Genomic DNA, 19,655 nt, shown 5'->3' with positions numbered 1-19,655 from the left:
GTTTAGAATATGACGCATGAGCTCAAAAATCCTGGTTGTTGATGATGATCCGGCCATCGCCGAAATGCTCACGATGGTGATGGAGCGCGAGGGCTTCGACACAGTAGTAGTCGACGATGGCCTCGAAGCTGTCAAGGCAGCAGAGCGGGAGAATCCAGATTTGATTCTGCTGGATCTCATGTTGCCGGGCATGAGTGGTGTCGATGTCTGTCGCACTGTGCGAGAGACATCGGCGGTGCCGATCATCATGTTGACTGCGAAGACCGACACGGTCGATGTGGTCCTCGGCCTGGAATCCGGTGCGGATGACTATGTCACGAAGCCCTTTAAGCCGAAGGAGCTCGTGGCGCGGGTACGCGCTCGGCTGCGTCGTCAAGAGGACAGCCCGAGTGAGACCCTCGAGGTCGGCGACTTGACCATCGACGTGCCCGGTCACGCCGTGTTCCGTGATGGCAAGGAGATTTCTCTGACCCCGTTGGAGTTTGACCTATTGCACGCTCTTGCATCCCGTCCGAAGCAGGTCTTTTCCCGTGATGAGTTGTTGGAAAAGGTCTGGGGATATCAGCACACCTCGGATACTCGACTCGTCAACGTTCACGTTCAGCGTCTGCGCTCGAAGATTGAACTGGATCCGGAGAACCCCCAGATTGTGCTGACCGTCCGCGGTGTCGGGTACAAGACGGGTGACTAATCAAGGCCAGTCAGCTTTAGTGGGAGCCGATTCTTGCGTCGATTAATAACGAAGCTTCGAGACTTCACCAATAGGGGAGTGACCTGGGCGGTTACGCTCTGGCGCACGTCTATTCAAGCGCGCATTCTGACCTCTGTGGTGGTACTGAGCGCGATGGTGATTGCGGTACTCGGTTTCGCGCTGGCGACTATTGTGACCCAGCGGCTTATCGACGCAAAGGTTACCGCTGCCGACGAGGAAATTGACCGTGCTCGCGCGGTGGTGGAGCAGGCGATAGAGAACTCTTCGTCCAACGAGCTGCAAGCTCTGCTCAACGTGGGACGCGATGCCCTTGTGAACCGTGCAGCCGGTTCCGGTGCTGCGCCACTGACAAGTTATGAACCGCTGCTCTTGGCGCCGGTGCCACGAGGCACGGTGTTGGCTTCATCGCCGATTAAGGCCGATGTACCAGAACGATTGCATGAAGTAGTCCGGCAAGGACAAATTGCGTATCAGGTACGCCAAGTCACTGATAATCGCGGCGATACGTACTCGGCGCTAATTATCGGTAGCCCTACTTCTACCTCGGTTGATGGGCTCGAGCTCTATCTGGTCACCTCTATGGCCGCAGAGGAATCGACTATTAAGTTGGTTCGTGGTCTGCTCGCTGGTGCGACAGTAGTCATCATGGCGCTTCTCGGCGGTATTACTTGGTTCTTCTCCAATCAGGTGACGACACCAGTGCGTTCCGCTGCCCAGATTGCCCAGCGCTTTGCCGACGGTCACTTGCGCGAACGCATGGTCGTGCAGGGTGAAGATGACATGGCGCGACTGGCCATGAGCTTTAACAAGATGGCCGAATCGCTGTCGACGCAGATTAGACAGCTGGAGGAATACGGCAGTCTGCAACGACAGTTCACCTCCGATGTTTCGCATGAGTTGAGGACACCTCTGACCACGGTGCGTATGGCCGCCGATCTTATTGCTGACGGCGCTGAGGACCTCGATCCGGCGACTCGCCGCGCAGCTGAGCTGATGAATGAGGAGCTTGAGCGTTTTGAGATGCTTCTCAATGACCTGCTTGAGATCTCACGCCACGATGCCGGCGTTGCTGACCTGTCCGCAGAAAAGGTCGATGTCCGTCGCTGCGTGGATGCTGCCTATCAGCAGGTAGCGGTCGTGGCTAAGGAGACTGGCACACCCATCCGCTTCCATCTGCCCGATGAACCGGTAATGGCGACAGTCGACTCGCGTCGTATCGAGCGCGTGCTACGCAACCTTATGGCCAACGCTGTTGACCACAGTGAGGGCAATCCGGTGGATATCACAGTGCGGTCGAGCGATTCCGCGGTCTCGTTTACGGTCGTTGACCACGGTGTGGGGCTAAAGCCGGAACAGCAAGAGCTGGTGTTTAACCGTTTCTGGCGTGCTGACCCCTCGCGTGTCCGACGCACCGGCGGTACCGGACTTGGTTTGGCGATCGCGCGTGAGGACGCACAATTGCATGGTGGGGAACTGGAGGCTTTTGGCGTGCCGACGGTCGGTAGCTGTTTCCGTCTGACTGTGCCATTGGAGCCTGAAGCGAGCTTCGGTGAGCATCCGCTCGGACTGGAAGTTCCCCCGCTGCCCGATCAGATTCCGCACCAGCAGGAAATTGGTGCACGGGCGTTGGAATCGGAATCGAATGCACCGCAAGTCAAGAGCCAGGATCAGGGCAAGGGGCAGAGGACTAGCGATAGCGAATCCCGACAGGCACGAGAGGAGGATAGTTAAATGACGGCGCAGCAACAGTCAAAGGCTCGTCGCGTCCTGCGTAAGACAGTGGCGCTTAGCTCAGTGATTATTTTGGGCACGGCCGCAGGATGTACCACCATTCCGCGGAACACCAGCCCCCAGGTGCTGCGTCCGTTTGAACCGCCCCAAGTTCGTATTGAAGTTCCGCAGCCACGTCCGAATGTCAATGCAGACATTGTCCTGCGCGACTTTTTCGCCGCGGCCGCGCATCCGGTTGATGATTTTCAAGCTATGCGTGCCTTCATGACCCCGGAACTTGCGGCCAGTTGGAAACCGCAGGATAGCGCCCGCATTCTCGACGGTGTCAACCTCATCGCCCAGCGGGATGAAGGAGGATCGCGACAGTCCTTTGTTGCCCGAGGTCGCAGCGTTGGTCAATTTGGTACTGATGGTGCTTATGAGCCCCAGTCCGGTGACTATGAGGAAACCGTGGAGATGAAGCTCGGTTCGGATGGGCAGTGGCGCATTTCCTCGCTGCCCGACGGTGTTGTCATGGAGCGCCAGGCATTCCTGGAAAACAATGTGCCTCGCAATGTCTATTTCCTCGATCCGGCGGGTAATCATTTGGTCACAGATCGTCGTTGGCTCTATCGCGGCGTCACCGATGGCGCGACCAATCTGTTGACAAAGCTGAAGAACGGCCCATCAGCACCACTGCGGCCGGGCGTCACCACCGTGCTCAAACCCAATGCCTCAATTGCGGTGGAAGCAGGACCTGTGTCCAACACGGACGGTCGCAGGGTCGAAATCACCGGATTGGGTGAAGTTTCCGAGGAACTGCGTGTCATGCTCGCGGCGCAGATTATCTGGACTCTCGACTCGGCAGATTTCCGTGGTCCGTGGATTCTCATGGCCGACGGCGAACCGCTAGTTGCCAGCCACGACGAGCCGTGGACGAAGGACACCGACACAATCCAGCTCTACGACCCGAATCATCTACCGGCTGATAACGCACCGTTGCGGACGGTCGACCGCAGCGGAATCTACGAGATCGCTGACGGCCACGCCACACCTGTGGGACGCGGCTGGACCGCCAGCGGCAGCACTGCGGTGTTTTCCGCGGCAGTGGGCATCAACCCCAATGGCAGCGAGCTTATTGCCGCCGTGTTCCGCTCGGCCGTGGATGGTCGTGCCGGTTCGTATGACCTCGGGGAGTCCACATTGATGCTCGGCGGGATACAAGATCAGCCGGTTCCTGTGCTGACTGGCGAGAGCCTCACCCGTCCGACATGGTCGCCAGACGCCGAGGCGGTATGGACGGTGAAGGACGGTACAACCGTCGTACGCCTGGTTCGGCAGTCGACGTCATCCCGGATTCAGCAGGAGGAGGTTGATACCTCTGAGCTCAATCACCTTCTTGACGGCGGCGAAGGCACGGGGCGTCCGAGCGCCGGTATTTCTGAATTCCGCGTCGATTCTTCAGGCACGCAGGTAGCGATGATTATCGCTGGTGAGGTCTATATTGCCACCATCGAAAGGCATGACGATAAGCCGTGGAAGTTGACGCATCCGCGCGCTCTGCCGCTCCCTGAAAACGTTTCCCCGGTGTCGCTGACGTGGTCGCCGAATCAAACGGTCACGGTGGGCGGTTACAGCGGAGACACCCCGATGTGGAGTGCCTTCCCGGACGGTGCGACCAGCTCCGTTCTGCCGAAGCTCAACCTGACACCGCCAATTCCTGTGGTTACCGCGACCTCGTCGAAGCGTTACGCATTGGATGCCACCGGTGTTATGGAGCTGATCTCCAGCGAGGGACAGCAGCAGTTCTGGCGCCAGGTTCCGGGTGCGCGTGGTCGAATGGCTCCGGTGTCTGTGGAGTAAGCGCAAATCGGGGAGGGGATCAATGGCGCAGGGGAGATCATCGCAGGATGTACTGCGCGTGCTTTACGACGTCACCCGCGATGCAATCGGCCTCGTGATACCGGAAACCTGTCCGGTGTGCGGCTGCTCCGGGACGCTGTGTCGCGATTGTAGGGACGATCTTCAGCAACCTCCAGTGCGGTTTTCACCGCGGGCTGCGTTACGCGCAGCAGCGTGGACCTGCGGTCCGTACTCGGGTGCGAGGAGACATCTCATTTTGTCGGCCAAAGAACGGGGTAGTGGTGAAGCCAGACGAATCATGGGGGCCGTGTTCGCCGCTGCGGTGCGAAGGCTGGCCTCTGACGGCCATATAATACCCCCGGAAATTACCCCCGTCATTTTGATTCCCGCGCCGACAAGATCGTCATCCCGTCGACAACGGGGTGGGGATCCGGTAACAATTGCCTGCGACTTTGCCTGTAGCCAGCTCCCCTCTAGTTCGGTATTGCCCCTGGTGCGCATTGGTGGGCGCACGCGGGATTCCGCGGAACTTGGGGCTTCTCAACGCAGACGAAATCTTTCTGGCCACATTGTGCCGCTGACGCAATTCAGGCGCGGAATTAGTGACAAGCTGCGACAACGGTGTGCCCAGGCGACAGTGATTCTGGTTGATGATGTGGCCACCACTGGTGCCACTGCAGCGGAAACCGAGTTGGTGGCAGCGTCATTGGGGATTCGCATCGACATGGTATTGGTACTCGCCAGGGCGTAGACGCAGGGGTGTCGTCGGCAAGCGAAAAATAAACGAGGGGAACGTGGCATTGGTTACCCCCGGAACTGTATCCTGGGGGTGCAGAAAGACTCGTCACCGTAGACGCCGTGAGTAATCCCGCTCACGGAAGGGCGGTGGCCATACCGGGAGGTAGGTAGCAAGTGTCCACACCTGCTGACAACAACGAGGTACTCAGCCCGAACGCTCAGGTGACCATCACCGGGCGCAATGTTGAGGTCCCAGAGCACTTCGCAGATCGTGTTAAGGCGAAGCTGGCGAAGATTGAGCGCCTCGACCCGACTTTGACCTTCTTCCACGTGGAGCTCCAGCACGAGCCGAATCCGCGCCGTGCAGACCGCTCTGACCGTATTCAGATCACCGCTACTGGCAAGGGGCACCTGGCTCGTGCGGAAGCGAAGGAGGATAGCTTCTACGCTGCACTGGAGTCTGCTCTGGGTAAGATGGAGCGCTCCCTGCGTAAGGTGAAGGCTCGCCGCAAGATTAGCCGTTCTGGCCACCGTGCACCGATGTCCGTCGGCGAGGCAACTGCTTCGCTGGTTGCAGAGGCTGAGGCAGCGGCTCCGGAAAAGGCTGATCCGTACGAGGATCTGGTTGAGGACGTGACCCCGGGCCAGGTTGTGCGTACCAAGCAGCACTCCGCAACTCCGATGACGGTGGAAGATGCTCTGTCTGAGATGGAGCTCGTCGGTCACGACTTCTACCTCTTCGTTAACGAGGCAACCTCTCGTCCGTCCGTGGTCTACCGTCGTCACGCATACGACTACGGTCTGATTGAGCTGGCAGAGGAAGACGAGAAGTAAGTCTTCACCAAAAAGAGCACGCAATACCGCGCAGAGCTGAGTATTGGTAAGTAATTGCTCACATGAGCCCGTCTTCTCTTAGAAGGGAAGGCGGGTTCGTCGTATAATCAACCGTTGCACATTAAAGTTCGACGTGAATCGGCCGGAAAGGTCCCAATTTAGTGTTTTCGCTCAGCAAGTTGCTCCGCATTGGTGAAGGCCGCGCTGTCAAGAGGCTTGGCAATATTGCAGATCAGGTCATCGCCAAGGAAGACGAGTACGCAGCTCTTTCAGACGATGAACTCCGTGCCAAGACCGAGGAGTTTAAGAAGCAGCTGGCTGACGGTGCCGATGTAGACGATTTGCTGCTGGATGCTTTCGCCACGGCACGCGAGGCATCCTGGCGCGTGCTGGGGCAGAAGCACTTCCGCGTCCAGGTTATGGGCGGTGCGGCACTGCACTTCGGTAACGTTGCCGAGATGGGTACTGGTGAAGGTAAGACCCTGACCTGTGTGCTGCCCGCATACCTCAATGCGTTGGCAGGCAAGGGCGTTCATGTCGTTACGGTTAATGACTATCTGGCTAAGCGTGACGCGGAGTGGATGGGTCGAGTCCACCGCTTCCTGGGGCTTGAGACTTCCGTGATTCTCTCTGAGCTGAGCCCGGACCAGCGCCGCAAGGCCTATGCTGCCGACATCACCTACGGTACGAACAACGAGTTCGGCTTTGACTACCTGCGCGATAACATGGCGCATTCGCTCGACGATTTGGTGCAGCGTGGGCATCACTTCGCCATCGTCGATGAGGTTGACTCGATCCTGATTGACGAGGCCCGTACTCCGTTAATTATTTCCGGTCCGGCGGATGGCGATCCGCACTGGTACCTGGCGTTCTCCAAGATCGTGCCGCGTATGAAGCGCGACATTCACTACGAAGTCGATGAGCGTAAGCGCACCATCGGTATTCGTGAAGAGGGTGTTGAATTCGTTGAGGATCAGCTGGGTATTGCCAACCTGTATGCTCCTGAAAATTCCTCGCTGGTCAGCTACCTTAACAATGCCCTGAAGGCCAAGGAGCTATTCACCCGCGACAAGGATTACATTATCCGCAATGGTGAGATTCTCATTGTCGACGAGTTCACCGGTCGTGTGCTGGCAGGTCGTCGCTATAACGAGGGCATGCACCAGGCAATTGAGGCCAAGGAAGGGGTGGAGATTAAAAACGAGAACCAGACGCTGGCAACCGTTACGCTCCAGAACTACTTCCGCCTCTACGACAAGCTGTCCGGTATGACCGGTACGGCTGAGACTGAAGCGGCTGAGCTGCACCAGATTTACAAGCTGAACGTCATGGCGATCCCGCCGAATCGCCCGAAGCAGCGTGAGGATCTGCCCGACTTGATTTACAAGACGCAGGAGGCAAAGTTCGCCGCAGTTGTCGAGGACATCCGCGAATGCCATGAAAAGGGCCAGCCAGTTCTCGTTGGTACGACGTCAGTTGAGAAATCGGAGTACCTTTCCAAGCTCCTGCAGCGCGAAGGTATTCCTCACTCTGTGCTGAACGCTAAGCACCACGAGAAGGAAGCTGAGATTGTCGCAGTGGCGGGTCGTCTCGGAGGCGTTACCGTGGCAACTAACATGGCCGGTCGCGGTACTGACATTGTGCTGGGCGGTAACCCGGACATCATCGCTGACCTGAATCTGCGCTCTCGTGGTCTGGACCCGGTGGAAACTCCGGAAGAGTACGAAGAGGCGTGGGACGCTGAGATTGAGCGTGTTCGTCAGCAGTCGAAGGAAGAAGCTGACAAGGTACGTGAGGCCGGTGGCCTCTACGTCCTGGGTACTGAGCGCCATGAGTCGCGCCGCATTGACAACCAGTTGCGTGGCCGTACCGGTCGTCAGGGTGACCCGGGTGTTACCCGCTTCTACCTGTCCATGCGCGATGATCTCATGGTCCGCTTCAACGGTCAGCGCATGGAAGCGCTGATGAACACTCTGAATGTCCCGGATGACGTTCCTATTGACTCCAAGGTTGTGTCCAACTCCATTAAGAGCGTTCAGGCTCAGGTGGAAAGCCAGAACTTCGAAATCCGTAAGAATGTTCTGAAGTATGACGAGGTTATGAACCAGCAGCGTAAGGTCATCTACGCTGAGCGCCGTCGCATCCTCGAAGGTGAGGATTTGAAGACTCAGGTCCGTGACATGCAGGACGACGTTGTCGATGCGTATGTCAACGGTGCTACCGCTGACGGTTACGTGGAGGATTGGGACCTCGACGAGCTGTGGAATGCCCTTGAGCAGCTCTACAGCCCGACGTTTACGGCGCAGGAGCTCATCGATGGCTCTGACTTCGGTACCCCGGGTGACCTCTCAGCCGATGAGCTGTCCAAGGCTCTGCACACGGACATCTCGGCCAGCTACGACCAGCTTGAGGATGCGGTCTCCGCAATTGGCGGCGACGACCAGATGCGCAACATCGAGCGCTTCACCATCCTGAACGTCATGGACCAGAAGTGGCGCGAGCACCTCTACGAGATGGACTACCTCAAGGAGGGCATTGGCTTGCGCGCCATGGCCCAGGCTGACCCACTGGTGGAATACCAGCGTGAGGGCTACGACATGTTCACCGCGATGATGGACGGCATCAAGGAAGAATCGGTTCGTCAGCTGTTCCTAATCCGTAAGCAGGTTATGCCCGCAGTGGAAAACACTGAGGGGCAGGAAAACCAGACTCCAGCTCTGCCAACGGAAGCTGCTGAGCAAAATCAGCAGATGACCTACTCCGGTCCCAGCGAGGACGGCAGTGCAGAGCAGCAGCGCGTGGATCAAGAGGCTGAGGGTAACCGAGCGCAGCGTCGGAAGGCGGCTCGCAAGCGCCGTCGCTAAGCACTAAAGCACACGAAACGCGGTCATGGTCCATGGCCGCGTTTTTGCTGTTCCGCGGCGGAAAGTGCCCGTGAACGCGCGAACGCGCGGACCGACACGGCAACTACCCAGGAACTCGACCTTTTTGCCGTCTGCGGAAGCGCTGGCGTGGAAGGATTGCAACGCGACACCCTTGAGGCTGGTGTTCTTCGACAGCGTGAGTATCGCAGCGTGAATAATCGGGTCGATATTGATGCGGCGCAGATCGTTGACTCGCCTGCGACCCGCGATGATGTCGAATACGCGGCGAGTAATCGTGCCAAGCTCCTGCCTCAGATTCTGCTCACAGTGCTGGACGACGTGCGGTGTTTGCGGCGTCTTTTTCGCAGCAGGAGTGGCCGCGGCGGGCGGTAATGCCGTTATGACAGCGGTCCCGGTGGCAGCCGAGCATCCGCTATAGGTCGGTGCCACTTTTGCGGTTTGAGAGGCGGCGGCATTAGCTGACTGGCCAAGTTGAATTGTGTGGAGAAGCGAAAAGCCCGTTGCTGGTTCGATGATTTCCCTGCCACTGGATCGGTGCTCAGCGGCGTTCGACAGCGCGTATGGCATCGGCGCCTGCGATGTTGGTACGTGAGACGTAGGTGCCATGGATTAATCCCCCTAAAAACTCTCCATTGGCAAGTTCCCCCTTGCTGAAGACCATTGTCCTACAAGTGCTTTAAGTGTGCAGCTTGTGAAGGGGAATTCATGGCTGGCATGGGGGGGGGTGGGGAGAAGATGCAGTCGCGAGTTGGTCTGAGTGTCTCGTAGTTAATAGCCCTATCGGTTTCCGTCAAGGCCGTTCTGCTCGTCTATAAATGGGCGTAACGAACAGCCAATTAACACGCTGAACTGGAAAAAAGGCAAACGTGCAGGTCATGCGATAAACTACAGGCCATGCGCGGAATGATTATCGATTACTGTGGTGTCCTCGACGGCACGGATGAAGACCAGGCACGTTGGCGTAATTTGCTGGTAGAGGCGCGTGCAAATGGTGTTGGCCTGGCAGTCCTGTCGAATGACCCAGGTGGCCCATCGGCGGACCCGATTCGCAAGCTCGAAGATGAGGGCCTGGTAGACGCAGTTGTGCTCTCTGGTGAAATTGGCCATGAGAAGCCTTCGGCAGAGGCTTTTAATGCAGCTGCTGCGGCTATTGAACTGCCGGCACGGGACTGCGTGTTGGTAGATGATTCGATTGAGAACATCCATGCTGCCGTCTCTAACGGCATGGTGGGAGTCTTCTACCAACAGTTCGACCGCGCAGTGGTCGAGATTGCCGGTCTACTGGGCCTCGAGGGCGAGTTCTAATGCGTGTCTATATCCCAGCGACTTTCTCCATGCTTGAGGCGCTGAAGGAGAATGAGCTCTTCCACGCCCGCGGTGGTTGGGGCTTTGCTGTCACTGAAGCGCTGCGCGAATTCTTTACTGAGGGCGATGACGAGGAACTGGCAGATGTAGCCTTTGATGAGGCTGCGCGTGCGTCGCTCCGTCTGCTCGATGCCGCAGAAGAGAAGTTCCCGCACCGCCGAGTGGTCATTTCCGTCGATGTTGAGGCGGAGCCGCAGTCGGACATGGGAGATGCTGTGGTTAAGGTCGGCGGCCCAATTTCGCTTGCCGACGTTGCAGCGCTCCACATTGATGTGGAAGAGGCGGAAAGCAAGGTTGAGGCTGCGATTGATGCCGTCGATAAGGCAGATCTCGGTGACGAGGATGCGGAGCTCACTGTCGGCGATGCGCTGGAGATCCCGCTGGCGTGGTACGACGTAGCTGAGCTCGGCATGGTGGTCGACTTCCTGTAGTAGCGCGTGCTTGGCGTTGATGAAGGGGACTGGGTTAGGAACCCAGTCCCTTTTTGTATGACACAAGTTTTTAATGCGGGGGTATGAGAGGCGGGATTGTTTTGTGTGGATAAGCTCCATGTCAAAGGGGTACTTCGCACGGGAGTGGGGGTAATGACAATTTCACTATTTGTGTCAAAATCATTTGTTTCTCTTGACCAATAACTTACCGCTCCGTAGTCTACGTCTAAGTAACCTACGGACACGTAATAATGAATCGGTTGGGGCATGGCCGCTGATGAACAGTGTTATTACTAGTTCGTCCGTGACAGTCAGGAGGGCTAAGAATGGGGCTTAAGACCAAAGTTTCCCGGGTATTCAAGCATTTATCCACGCCACTTTTGCCCGATGACTACACGCATTTGCTAAATCCGCTGTGGTCAAGTCGCGAGCTGCGCGGCCAGATTGAGGCCATTAATCCCACATCTCCGACTTCAGCAGAGTTGATAATCCGTCCGGGTTGGGGGATGCCAACAGACTTCAAACCAGGCCAGTTCATCGGACTCGGCGTAGAGGTCAAGGGGAAATACCTGTGGCGTTCCTACTCGCTGACAAATGCACCGCGGCCTCATGACGGGCTGCTGACTATCAACATCCGTGCGCTCAACGACGGGTACGTGTCCCAACACCTCGTCGCCAATGTAAAGCCGGGTACTGTCGTCCGCCTGGCTGCCCCGGCTGGGGATTTCCATCTTCCGGAGCCGCTCCCAGCCCGCATTGCGTTTGTTACCGCAGGCTCCGGCGTAACTCCTGTGATTTCCATGCTGCGTGATCTATCAGCTCGCAATGCTTCAGTGGAAGTCGAGCACATCCACTCCTACCGCGGCGAGGCAGAAGCTGTGTTTGTCAATGAGCTTCGCGAGCTGGAACAGCGCAGTACTACTAGCGCGTTGAAGTATCGCTTGCATGCCCGGAATACGGAGACGCAGCCGCGGATTGACGCTGCGGCGGTTACCGACATCATTGCCGACTTTGGAGCGCTGGCATCGTCGGCAAGCGCCTATGCCTGTGGTCCGGTTGAACTGCTGAAAAATCTTGAGCCGGAGTTTCCCGGGCTGCGGACGGAACATTTCACCGTTGACCGCTCGGCGGCGGAAGATGTCGGTGGCACGGTGAGTCTCGGCAGTCGAGGCGATATCGACGTAGATGGTGCAACCACCATCCTGGAGGCGGCCGAGAGCGTCGGGGTCGACCTGCCGTACGGCTGTCGGATGGGAATTTGTGCGACGTGCGTGCAGCAACTCTCCGACGGCGCAGCGCGGGACATCCGCACCGGTGCGACGTTTGTGGCGGGGGAGCGGGTCCGAACGTGCGTCTGTGCGCCGGCGGGGCACGCGCGTATCGAACTGTAAGGTCGCCCCACATCTATCTCAACCTGCATTAACCAGGAGAAACTACCTAAAGGAGTTGGGACTCTTCCCATGGCAATTTCCGATATCGCATCGTATGCGCACTTAAGCGAAGAAGATGTCGCAGAGATTGGGCGTCGGTTTGCGGAAATCGAAAAGCAACACCGCGATTCACTGGGGCAAAAGGATGCTCGCTACATCCGCACGCTCATCCGCATTCAGCGCACCCTTGAGGTGACTGGTCGAGGTCTGCTGATGGTGCCGACCGCAGGCATGGCCCTGAACAAATTGGGGATGCTGCCGAAGTCGTGGAAGAACACCGCACACTGGGGTTTCAAATGGGCGGGTGCCTCAGCGCTGGGGCTGGCAAAGATTTTGGAAAACCTCGAAATCGGCCACAACACCATGCACGGTCAGTGGGACTGGATGAATGACCCCGAGATTCACTCGGCCACCTGGGAGTGGGACAATTCCTGCCCATCCAGCGGGTGGAAGCACTCCCACAACTTTGTCCACCACAAGTACACCAACGTGCTCGGTATGGACAACGATGTGGGATATGGCATTCTCCGTGTGACTCGTGACCGCCGTTGGAAGCCATCGACGCTGCTGCAGCCGATGTCAAACGTGGTGTTGGCCAGCCTTTTCCAATGGGCAGTGGCCTTCTACGACGTCGAGCTCGGGCGCGTGTTCGCAGGCAAGAAATCCTGGGATGAGGCCCGACCGCAGCTCATGGAGGTTCTCAACAAGTCGGGGCGCCAGGTGCTCAAGGACTACGTTCTCTTCCCGGCGATGGCGGGTCCGCGTTACCGCGAAGTGGCATTTGCGAACATGATGGCCAACCTCGCCCGTAATCTGTGGGCCTACGCTGTAATCTTCTGTGGGCACTTCCCGGATGATGCCGAGACTTTCACCAAGGAGCAGTACAACACCGAGGACAAGAGCGAGTGGTATTTGCGCCAAATGCTGGGCTCGGCGAACTTCCACGGTGGGCTGGCGTTGTCGGTGCTTTCGGGAAATCTGAATTACCAGATTGAGCACCACCTCTTCCCGGACATGCCATCCAACAGGCTCGCGCAGATTTCGAAGCAGGTTCAGCAGATTTGCCGGGAATACGACCTGCCATACAACACGGGGTCGTTCCCGAAGCAGTTCTTCCAGGTCCAGCGCACGCTGTTGAAGTTGTCGCTGCCGGATCGTTTCTTAATCGCTGACCCGGACAACGCCCCAGAGGTCCGTTCGGAGGCGGCGTTCAAGAAGTATCCGCAGGTTGAAGCGGAGCTCCAGTCCGGTTCCACGCAACGCAAGGGCTTAGCGACGGGCCTGCGAATGCTCCGCCGTCTTCGCCCAGGCGTCCGGGACATTGTCCGGGCCTACACAGGTCGCTCAACGCACACTACTGCGCGCGGTTAGTCCTCAATCCTCTTGCGGACCGCAGCTGCGACTGCCGGTTCGCGGTTCCATGGCATTGATTGCTTGTGGGGGAGCCGCAGCCAGGCGCGAATCATGGTCACGGTCAGCGCTGCCGTGGCCGCAGCGAGGAAGAGAGCCAGATAAGCCGAAGAGTTCTGGCCGGTGAACTCCACGGTCACGATTAGTGCGAATAGTGGGGCGGCCATGGATGCCGATAGGAACGCGGCTGCACCGAGAATTGCGAAGTCGCTGAGCGGGATTGAGGGCATTAATGGCTGCACGAAGCAGCCGATGATGAAACCGCTGAGTGCGCCGAGGGCAAAGCCCGGAGTCAATAGACCGCCGACGGCACCGGAACGGAAGGTCACCAGCACTGCGACGGTTTTGGCAATCAGTAGCATGACCGCAAACCCCAGCAGTGGACGATCCATGAGAACTGTGGTCGCAGCGATGCGGCCATTGCCCAACACTTCTGGAACCCACAGCGACATCACACCAACGAGAGTGAACGCGAGGGGAATGGCCCAGGCAGAATGCCAGCCGGTTGGCGCCTTGTCCATCACCCGTGAAGTGACAATGCGGAATGCGTAGCCGATGGCACCGCAGATAACGCCGAGTAGTAGTGCCGCCCCGAGATTTCCCCAGCCGTCAGAGAGATTGATTGGACTGTAGAGCGGGCTGCTGCCGACCACGATGCCCGAAGTCACTGTGGCAATGGCCGAACACGCCAGTACTACCATCACGGCAGTAATGCTCAGTGAGCCCAGTAGAATCTCCAAGGAGAAAACCGCCCCGGCCAGCGGGATGTGGTAAATCGCGCCGAGTCCAGCGCCGGCTGCCGCTGCGACTAAAAATCGGCGGTGTAGCGGATCGATATGCAGTCGATGCGACATCTGTGAAGCCACCATCGCACCGAGTTCCCGCGGGGCATTCTCACGTCCCATCGACGCACCCGCGGCCACAGTCCCCATCTGCAAAAACACATTGACCAGGGTTGACCACACCGGCATGAGTCGACCGTTCATGCCTGCCTCAACGCTCTCAATGGGCGTGGCCTTTTTGCGCAGCGCTGCCCACATCGGTCCTGCAATCAGTCCCGCCAACACAATTCCGACAAAGCGTTGGAGGCCAGTGGTGCCATCGGTCACGACGGCTACGTCGCCCTCATGTTGTCCGTAAACTGCGTACTCGATCCCGTGCATTATTAGTGCGAGGCCGGCTGCACCGAGACCCGTGGCAAGTCCGACAATCAGTGTATAGATGCACAGCCGAATCCAACTGCCGGGAGCGGGGTAGAGACCGGAGTTATCCTTCGCCGGGGTAGAATTTTCCGAGGCTTCAGCGGGCGTTTCCGGAGAATCAGCGCGGCTAGTCCCTTTCAATGTCCAGCTCCCAGTCCTCGTTGTCGCCGATGGCGCTGAGTAGACGACGCACGGCCATCGCTCGACGATGCTGAACTCCCTCCAGCTTGTCGAGGGCACACTCCGGATCCGCAGGAGGCCCCAGATGCGTACAGCCACGCGGACACTCGTCTGTCGCCGCCTGAATATCTGGAAATGCCGCCAGCAGCGTCTCCGGGGTCACATGCGCCAGTCCAAAGGAACGAATACCTGGGGTATCAATAATCCACGATGTCGCGTCCCCTGCGCTTTCCGACGGCAACATCAGCGCCACCGACTGCGTGGAGGTATGGCGCCCCTTGCCCACACCACTGACTTCGCCAGTCTCACGGTTGGCTTCGGGAACAATCCGGTTGACGAGGGTGGATTTACCCACACCGGAATGCCCAACCAAAGCTGTCACACGCCCTGGAACATCGATGAGCTCTAACAGGGGAGCCAAGTCATCGTTGATACCGCAGACAACGACATCCACTCCGAGCGCTGAGAACTCCCCGGCAAATTCCTGTGGGTCAGCCAGATCGGACTTAGTCAGACAGAGCACGGGACGGACACCGCCGGCGTAGGCCGCGACCAGCGCGCGTTCGACAAAACCGGTGCGGGGCTCAGGATCAGCGACTGCGCAGACAATGAGCAGCAGGCCGGCATTGGCGACGACAATGCGCTCATACGGGTCGTTGTCATCGGCGGTGCGACGCAAAACCGTGCTGCGTTCTGCCAGCTTGACGATGCGAGCCAGCGTGCCCTCACGGCCGCTGACATCGCCTACGACACCGACGCGGTCACCGACAACGATATTGGTACGGCCGAGCTCGCGGGCACGCATGCATGTCACTGCAATATCTGGGGTGTTGTCGAGGACTACACCCCAACGACCACGATCCTTGGTCACCACCATGCCCCACTGGGCATCGGCGTGGCTGGGGCGATCCTTCGTCCGTGGCCGTGACCCTTTACCGGGGCGGATGCGTACATCGGACTCGTCCCATTGCCGTCCACGCCTGCGTGCCGCCACTGTTATTTCCCTGCCTCGGTTCCGTTGTCCACACCATCAAGTCGAGCTTCGACTGACTTTTCCAACGAGCTAGGGCTGGGGGAGGCCAGTCCGAGCATCTCCAGCCAGCGCAGGTCGAATCCAGGCATGGTCTTAGCAGTGGTACCGATATTTTCGACTTCCACGCCCTCCGTGCGCAGGCCAACAATGGCACCAGCGGTGGCCATTCGATGATCGGCGTAGCTGTGCCAGAGGCCACCGTGGAGCGGAACGGGGTCGATCGCAATGCCGTCGTCAAGCTCGGTCGCGCGACCGCCGAGGCCGTTGATTTCCGTGGTGAGCGCGGCAAGACGGTTGGTCTCGTGACCGCGCAGGTGTGCGATACCCGTCAGCTCGGTGCGGGTAGTGGCCAGCGCTGCGATGGCGGCGACCGTCGGGGTCAGCTCGCCAATCTCGGACATGTCCATCGTGATTCCGCGGAGCTCCGACGGCTTTGGGCCCACGACGGTGAGGCTGGTGCGACCGCCCTCGTGACGGTTGAACGTCACGGTAGCGCCCATAGCGGTGAAGATCTCGCGGATGCGGTCGCCCGGCTGCGTGGTGTGCTCTGGCCAGTCGGGCACGGTGACGCTGCCACCAGTGACAGCCGCAGCGGCCAGGAAGGCGGCGGCGTTAGACAGGTCGGGTTCGACCTGCCAGGTGCGACCGATCATTTCGGTGGGGTGAATGGAGAACGTTGTGCGTGGTCCCTCAGGTGTGTCGGCCGTGGTCTCCTCGATCTGTACACCGGCCTCGCGAAGCATGTCCAGGGTCATGTCAATGTGCGGGCGGGAAGGAATCTCACCGGTCGGGCGAAGTACCAGGCCACGGCCATAGCGCGGTGCTGACAGTAACAGGCCAGAGACGAACTGGCTCGAAGCCGAAGCATCAATTTCCACTTCGCCGCCGATGTCCGGCAGATCTTGCTCTTGGACCGAGTCACCGAGGCGGTTGCCCTGATTCGGCCCCTGCGGATTGACCGTGAAGGGAAGCCCATTGCCCGCGATGTTCACACCGAGGCTGCGCAGCGCATCCAGCACGGCCGACATCGGGCGAGCCTTGGCCTCTACGTCGCCTTCGAAGAACACCGAACCCTGCGCAAGAGCTGCGATAGGGGGCACGAAGCGCATAACCGTACCTGCGAGACCACATTCCACAACACCACCGCGGAGCATGCGTGGAGTGACGCGAAGCGTGTGGTTCGGGGCACCCGAATATGTCGAGTCGGCACTGATGTCAGTTCCCAGGGCTTGCAGTGCGCGAATCATAAGATCGGTATCGCGAGAGCGCAGAGCACCATGGATAACCGATGGTGTCGAAGATAGCGCCGCGATGACAAGGGCACGGTTCGTAATCGACTTCGAGCCGGCAATCTGCACCGTGGCGCTAAAAGGCTGTCGACCGGCTTCGGCCCCGTCGACACTTACAGTAGGGGCGGACCAATTCTGATTTTGGGAACACACACAACCAATTATGGAACACTTTCACTCCATACCTCGACTAGAGGGAGAGTCAACGGCACAATCAGTTGGTATGTGCGGTCGTTTCGTCAATTTCACAGTCGCCGAAGAGCTGCTCAGCACCACGGCTGAGATTCCCGGTTTGGCGCCCGTGCGTGCCGACGGCCCGTTGCCCACCTCCCGCTACAACATCGGCCCAACCATGCCAATAGTTGCTCTTGCCCGCGAGCACCCCGGCCGCACAGGAACCATTGCCGCCACCGTGCGCTGGGGTTTAATTCCACAGTGGGCCCGCGAAGTGCCAACGACACCTTTCTTCAATGCCCGTGCGGAAACCTGGCAGTCCAAACCGACTTTCCGGGATGGTCTGCCCTGCGCAATCCCCATGAACGGTTGGTATGAGTGGAAGAATCGCCAGCCCTACTTCGTCAGCTTTGGCGATGACGCACCGCTTTTCACCGTCGCGGGGCTGTGGGAGCGTTGGGGCGATATCGTCTCCGCCACAATTCTCACCACCGACGCCGTGGGACAGCTCGCGAATCTGCATCATCGTATGCCGCGCGTGCTTGCCGACGACGAAGTCAGCGACTGGTTGGATCTCTCGGCCTGGGCAGCAAACGGAGATGTTGGTATGACCAGCGCAGAGGTGGTGGACAAGCTGACCCTCCGACCGGTCAACCGTGCCGTCGGCAATGTTGCGAATGAAGGGCCGCACCTGCTGGATGAGCCCGATGGCGCGGCACCCGGCCACAACGAGGAGCTGTTTTAAGGCCGTATCAGCGGGGAGGTTGCAGGAGTAGCTGCAGGGTTAGCGGGCGATGTCGGCGACCGTGGCGTCGCAAAGCGAAACCAGATCAGCGGGTGACAGTTCGATGTCCCACCCGCGGCGACCACCGGAGACGAACACAGTGTCGGCGAGAGTGGCTGTCTCATCAATGACTGTGGGGAGCTTGCGGCGACCGCCAAGCGGGGAGATGCCGCCGGGAACGTAGCCGGTGGCAAGTGACGCGTCATGGGGGTCGGCCATCGTGGCCTTGGAAGCCCCGACGGCCGCGGCGGCGGCCTTGAGGTTGAGCATTCCGGTGGCGGGGACGACTGCAATCGCCAGTCCAGTGCGTTTGCCGGATAGCTCGATAATGAGAGTTTTGAAGATGCGTTCGGGCGCCACTCCGAGGTGCTCTAGCAGCCAAGAGGCGGCCTCTTCGCCGAAGTTGTCGCTGCCGTGGGGGAATTGGTGAACGTGGAAGTCGATTCCGGCGTTCTGGCAGACGGCGATGGCCGGGGTGGCGGCAGCGGACTTCTTGGCGGACTTCTTCGACATAATTTCCCATCGTTGCACACCAGTGCAGCCACGCTACGAAATGCCTGGTGACAGGGGTCTGGCCGACTCGTGGGTGCGGATGTTTTAGGATAGGTAGCATGTCAGGTGATCAGACAGGAACATCGGCCATCCGGACTGATGAGTCGGATGAGGAGCTTGCGCAGCGCTTTGAGCGTGATGCCATGCCGCTTTTGGATCAGCTCTATGGAGCGGCGCTTCGGATGACACGCAACCCCGCCGATGCCGAAGACCTGGTGCAGGAGACCTATATCAAGGCTTTTCAGGGCTTCTGCTCCTACAAACCGGGCACGAATCTGAAAGCGTGGCTCTACCGCATTTTGACGAATGCATACATCAACAACTACCGCAAGGCGCAGCGTCGTCCTGCCGAGTACGCCACCGATGACATCACGGATTCACAGATCGCGGAAACCGCGTCGCACACTTCGTTAGGGCTGCGCTCTGCAGAGGTTGAAGCGCTGGAAAAGCTTCCTGACGAGGAAATTCGTGACGCTTTGATGAGTCTCAAAGAGGACTACCGGATGGTGGTCTACTACGCCGATGTCGAAGGATTGCCCTACAAGGAAATCGCCGAAATCATGGGCACGCCCATCGGAACTGTGATGAGTCGGCTCCACCGTGGAAGAAAACAGCTCCGAGACGCGTTGCACAACGTAGCCGTGGAACGTGGATTCTTGAAAGAAGAGAAGGGAGATTCTCCGCGATGAGCCGAGAGTCGAGCCAAGATATGGAGCAGACGCCAGAGCGCGGACACGCCTGTGAAGATGCTTTCTGTCAGGATGTCCACTCGCGCCTACACGCATTTTTAGATGGCGAGTGTGATTCGGAGGAGCGCCGCTTTCTCGAGGAGCACATTCACAAATGCCCTCAGTGTTTGGAAGAGTTCGGTTCCGAGCAAGCTATACGACGGCTGCTGCGCCGGTGCTGCCAGCAACCTGCCCCTGAGGACCTCCGCCAGCGCATAACCACCCGGATTCGTGTGTCCTATACGCGGGTGGAGTACCGCAGGTAACTGCTGGCGGTTAGGTTTTGGTTCGTCATTTTTTGGCGCGTATTCCTTTGATGCGTAATGCGATGTGGG

The 19,655-nt window shown here is 58.7% G+C and carries 17 protein-coding genes; 12 read left to right on the top strand and 5 right to left on the bottom strand.

All coding sequences use genetic code 11. From position 1 onward, the window contains the following. Window positions 1–16 precede the first annotated feature (16 nt). From mtrA to secA, 5 genes are all read left to right on the top strand, one after another. Window positions 17–691 carry an MtrAB system response regulator MtrA gene (gene mtrA, locus CORAM0001_RS01980; protein ID WP_005509787.1) on the top strand — a complete coding sequence of 225 codons (675 nt, stop codon included), beginning with the start codon at window positions 17–19 and terminating at the stop codon, window positions 689–691. A gap of 78 nt (window positions 692–769) precedes the next feature. Then, window positions 770–2,443 (top strand): MtrAB system histidine kinase MtrB, encoded by a 1,674-nt coding sequence (mtrB, locus tag CORAM0001_RS01975; RefSeq protein WP_208854620.1) that lies wholly within the window; start codon window positions 770–772, stop codon window positions 2,441–2,443. Next, on the top strand, window positions 2,444–4,285 hold the full coding sequence (locus tag CORAM0001_RS01970) for an LpqB family beta-propeller domain-containing protein (protein ID WP_005509927.1): 1,842 nt from the start codon (window positions 2,444–2,446) through the stop codon (window positions 4,283–4,285). 912 nt (window positions 4,286–5,197) lie between these two features. Continuing rightward, window positions 5,198–5,857: a ribosome hibernation-promoting factor, HPF/YfiA family gene (hpf, locus tag CORAM0001_RS01960; RefSeq protein WP_005509929.1), complete on the top strand. Its 660-nt coding sequence runs from the start codon at window positions 5,198–5,200 to the stop codon at window positions 5,855–5,857. 161 nt (window positions 5,858–6,018) lie between these two features. Further along, window positions 6,019–8,721: a preprotein translocase subunit SecA gene (gene secA / locus CORAM0001_RS01955; protein WP_005509981.1), complete on the top strand. Its 2,703-nt coding sequence runs from the start codon at window positions 6,019–6,021 to the stop codon at window positions 8,719–8,721. A gap of 3 nt (window positions 8,722–8,724) precedes the next feature. Here secA and CORAM0001_RS01950 read toward each other — a convergent pair whose 3' ends face one another. Further along, on the bottom strand, window positions 8,725–9,348 hold the full coding sequence (locus CORAM0001_RS01950) for a hypothetical protein (protein WP_040360865.1): 624 nt from the start codon (window positions 9,346–9,348) through the stop codon (window positions 8,725–8,727). Between the two features lie 288 nt (window positions 9,349–9,636). On the opposite strand from CORAM0001_RS01950, the gene CORAM0001_RS01945 reads away from it, so the two are divergent. From CORAM0001_RS01945 to CORAM0001_RS01930, 4 genes are all read left to right on the top strand, one after another. Further along, window positions 9,637–10,047 (top strand): HAD-IA family hydrolase, encoded by a 411-nt coding sequence (locus CORAM0001_RS01945; protein WP_038627918.1) that lies wholly within the window; start codon window positions 9,637–9,639, stop codon window positions 10,045–10,047. Continuing rightward, the gene (locus CORAM0001_RS01940) at window positions 10,047–10,538 is read left to right on the top strand and encodes a DUF6912 family protein (RefSeq protein ID WP_005510062.1); all 492 of its coding nucleotides are present in this window, start codon (window positions 10,047–10,049) and stop codon (window positions 10,536–10,538) included. The genes CORAM0001_RS01945 and CORAM0001_RS01940 overlap by 1 nt, the downstream gene beginning before the upstream one ends. 326 nt (window positions 10,539–10,864) lie before the next feature. Beyond that, entirely contained in the window at window positions 10,865–11,929 is a 1,065-nt protein-coding gene (locus CORAM0001_RS01935) for a flavin reductase family protein (RefSeq protein WP_005510047.1), read from the top strand. 69 nt (window positions 11,930–11,998) lie between these two features. Further along, on the top strand, window positions 11,999–13,339 hold the full coding sequence (locus CORAM0001_RS01930) for a fatty acid desaturase family protein (protein WP_005509965.1): 1,341 nt from the start codon (window positions 11,999–12,001) through the stop codon (window positions 13,337–13,339). Here CORAM0001_RS01930 and CORAM0001_RS01925 read toward each other — a convergent pair. The 3 genes from CORAM0001_RS01925 to aroA are packed head-to-tail and all read right to left on the bottom strand — an operon-like array spanning window position 13,336 to window position 17,235. Further along, window positions 13,336–14,721: a chloride channel protein gene (locus CORAM0001_RS01925; RefSeq protein WP_005509949.1), complete on the bottom strand. Its 1,386-nt coding sequence runs from the start codon at window positions 14,719–14,721 to the stop codon at window positions 13,336–13,338. The two genes, CORAM0001_RS01930 and CORAM0001_RS01925, sit on opposite strands and share 4 nt — an antisense overlap. Continuing rightward, complete coding sequence (gene rsgA / locus CORAM0001_RS01920) at window positions 14,708–15,754, bottom strand: ribosome small subunit-dependent GTPase A (RefSeq protein ID WP_005510043.1); 1,047 nt, start codon at window positions 15,752–15,754, stop codon at window positions 14,708–14,710. The genes CORAM0001_RS01925 and rsgA overlap by 14 nt, the downstream gene beginning before the upstream one ends. 2 nt (window positions 15,755–15,756) lie before the next feature. After that, window positions 15,757–17,235 carry a 3-phosphoshikimate 1-carboxyvinyltransferase gene (gene aroA / locus CORAM0001_RS01915; protein WP_081451083.1) on the bottom strand — a complete coding sequence of 493 codons (1,479 nt, stop codon included), beginning with the start codon at window positions 17,233–17,235 and terminating at the stop codon, window positions 15,757–15,759. 70 nt (window positions 17,236–17,305) lie between these two features. Here aroA and CORAM0001_RS01910 point away from each other — a divergent pair, with 70 nt between their 5' ends. Further along, a complete protein-coding gene (locus CORAM0001_RS01910; protein WP_005510001.1) occupies window positions 17,306–18,001 on the top strand; it encodes an SOS response-associated peptidase in 696 nt (231 codons plus the stop codon). Window positions 18,002–18,040: 39 nt separating this feature from the next. Here CORAM0001_RS01910 and ybaK read toward each other — a convergent pair whose 3' ends face one another. Further along, window positions 18,041–18,553 carry a Cys-tRNA(Pro) deacylase gene (ybaK, locus tag CORAM0001_RS01905; RefSeq protein ID WP_005509928.1) on the bottom strand — a complete coding sequence of 171 codons (513 nt, stop codon included), beginning with the start codon at window positions 18,551–18,553 and terminating at the stop codon, window positions 18,041–18,043. A gap of 98 nt (window positions 18,554–18,651) precedes the next feature. Between ybaK and CORAM0001_RS01900 the strand changes: the two genes are divergently transcribed. Together CORAM0001_RS01900 and rsrA are read left to right on the top strand one after the other, a co-directional pair. After that, window positions 18,652–19,281 (top strand): sigma-70 family RNA polymerase sigma factor, encoded by a 630-nt coding sequence (locus CORAM0001_RS01900; RefSeq protein ID WP_005509844.1) that lies wholly within the window; start codon window positions 18,652–18,654, stop codon window positions 19,279–19,281. Beyond that, complete coding sequence (gene rsrA, locus CORAM0001_RS11645; protein ID WP_016422222.1) at window positions 19,278–19,586, top strand: mycothiol system anti-sigma-R factor; 309 nt, start codon at window positions 19,278–19,280, stop codon at window positions 19,584–19,586. The genes CORAM0001_RS01900 and rsrA overlap by 4 nt, the downstream gene beginning before the upstream one ends. Window positions 19,587–19,655: the final 69 nt, after the last annotated feature.

Source organism: Corynebacterium amycolatum SK46 (assembly GCF_000173655.1).
Lineage (GTDB): Bacteria > Actinomycetota > Actinomycetes > Mycobacteriales > Mycobacteriaceae > Corynebacterium > Corynebacterium amycolatum_A.
Note: the sequence above shows the minus strand (reverse complement) of the source record. Positions and strands in the feature narration are given on the sequence as shown.

Excerpts from the sequence above, each read along its gene's own strand:
- mtrA (WP_005509787.1), top strand. The coding sequence starts at position 17 with ATGAGCTCAAAAATCCTGGTTGTTGATGATGATCCGGCCATCGCCGAA.
- CORAM0001_RS01970 (WP_005509927.1), top strand. The coding sequence starts at position 2,444 with ATGACGGCGCAGCAACAGTCAAAGGCTCGTCGCGTCCTGCGTAAGACA.
- CORAM0001_RS01950 (WP_040360865.1), bottom strand. The coding sequence starts at position 9,348 with ATGGCACCTACGTCTCACGTACCAACATCGCAGGCGCCGATGCCATAC.
- CORAM0001_RS01945 (WP_038627918.1), top strand. The coding sequence starts at position 9,637 with ATGCGCGGAATGATTATCGATTACTGTGGTGTCCTCGACGGCACGGAT.
- CORAM0001_RS01940 (WP_005510062.1), top strand. The coding sequence starts at position 10,047 with ATGCGTGTCTATATCCCAGCGACTTTCTCCATGCTTGAGGCGCTGAAG.
- CORAM0001_RS01935 (WP_005510047.1), top strand. The coding sequence starts at position 10,865 with ATGGGGCTTAAGACCAAAGTTTCCCGGGTATTCAAGCATTTATCCACG.
- CORAM0001_RS01930 (WP_005509965.1), top strand. The coding sequence starts at position 11,999 with ATGGCAATTTCCGATATCGCATCGTATGCGCACTTAAGCGAAGAAGAT.
- CORAM0001_RS01910 (WP_005510001.1), top strand. The coding sequence starts at position 17,306 with ATGTGCGGTCGTTTCGTCAATTTCACAGTCGCCGAAGAGCTGCTCAGC.
- ybaK (WP_005509928.1), bottom strand. The coding sequence starts at position 18,553 with ATGTCGAAGAAGTCCGCCAAGAAGTCCGCTGCCGCCACCCCGGCCATC.
- CORAM0001_RS01900 (WP_005509844.1), top strand. The coding sequence starts at position 18,652 with ATGTCAGGTGATCAGACAGGAACATCGGCCATCCGGACTGATGAGTCG.
- rsrA (WP_016422222.1), top strand. The coding sequence starts at position 19,278 with ATGAGCCGAGAGTCGAGCCAAGATATGGAGCAGACGCCAGAGCGCGGA.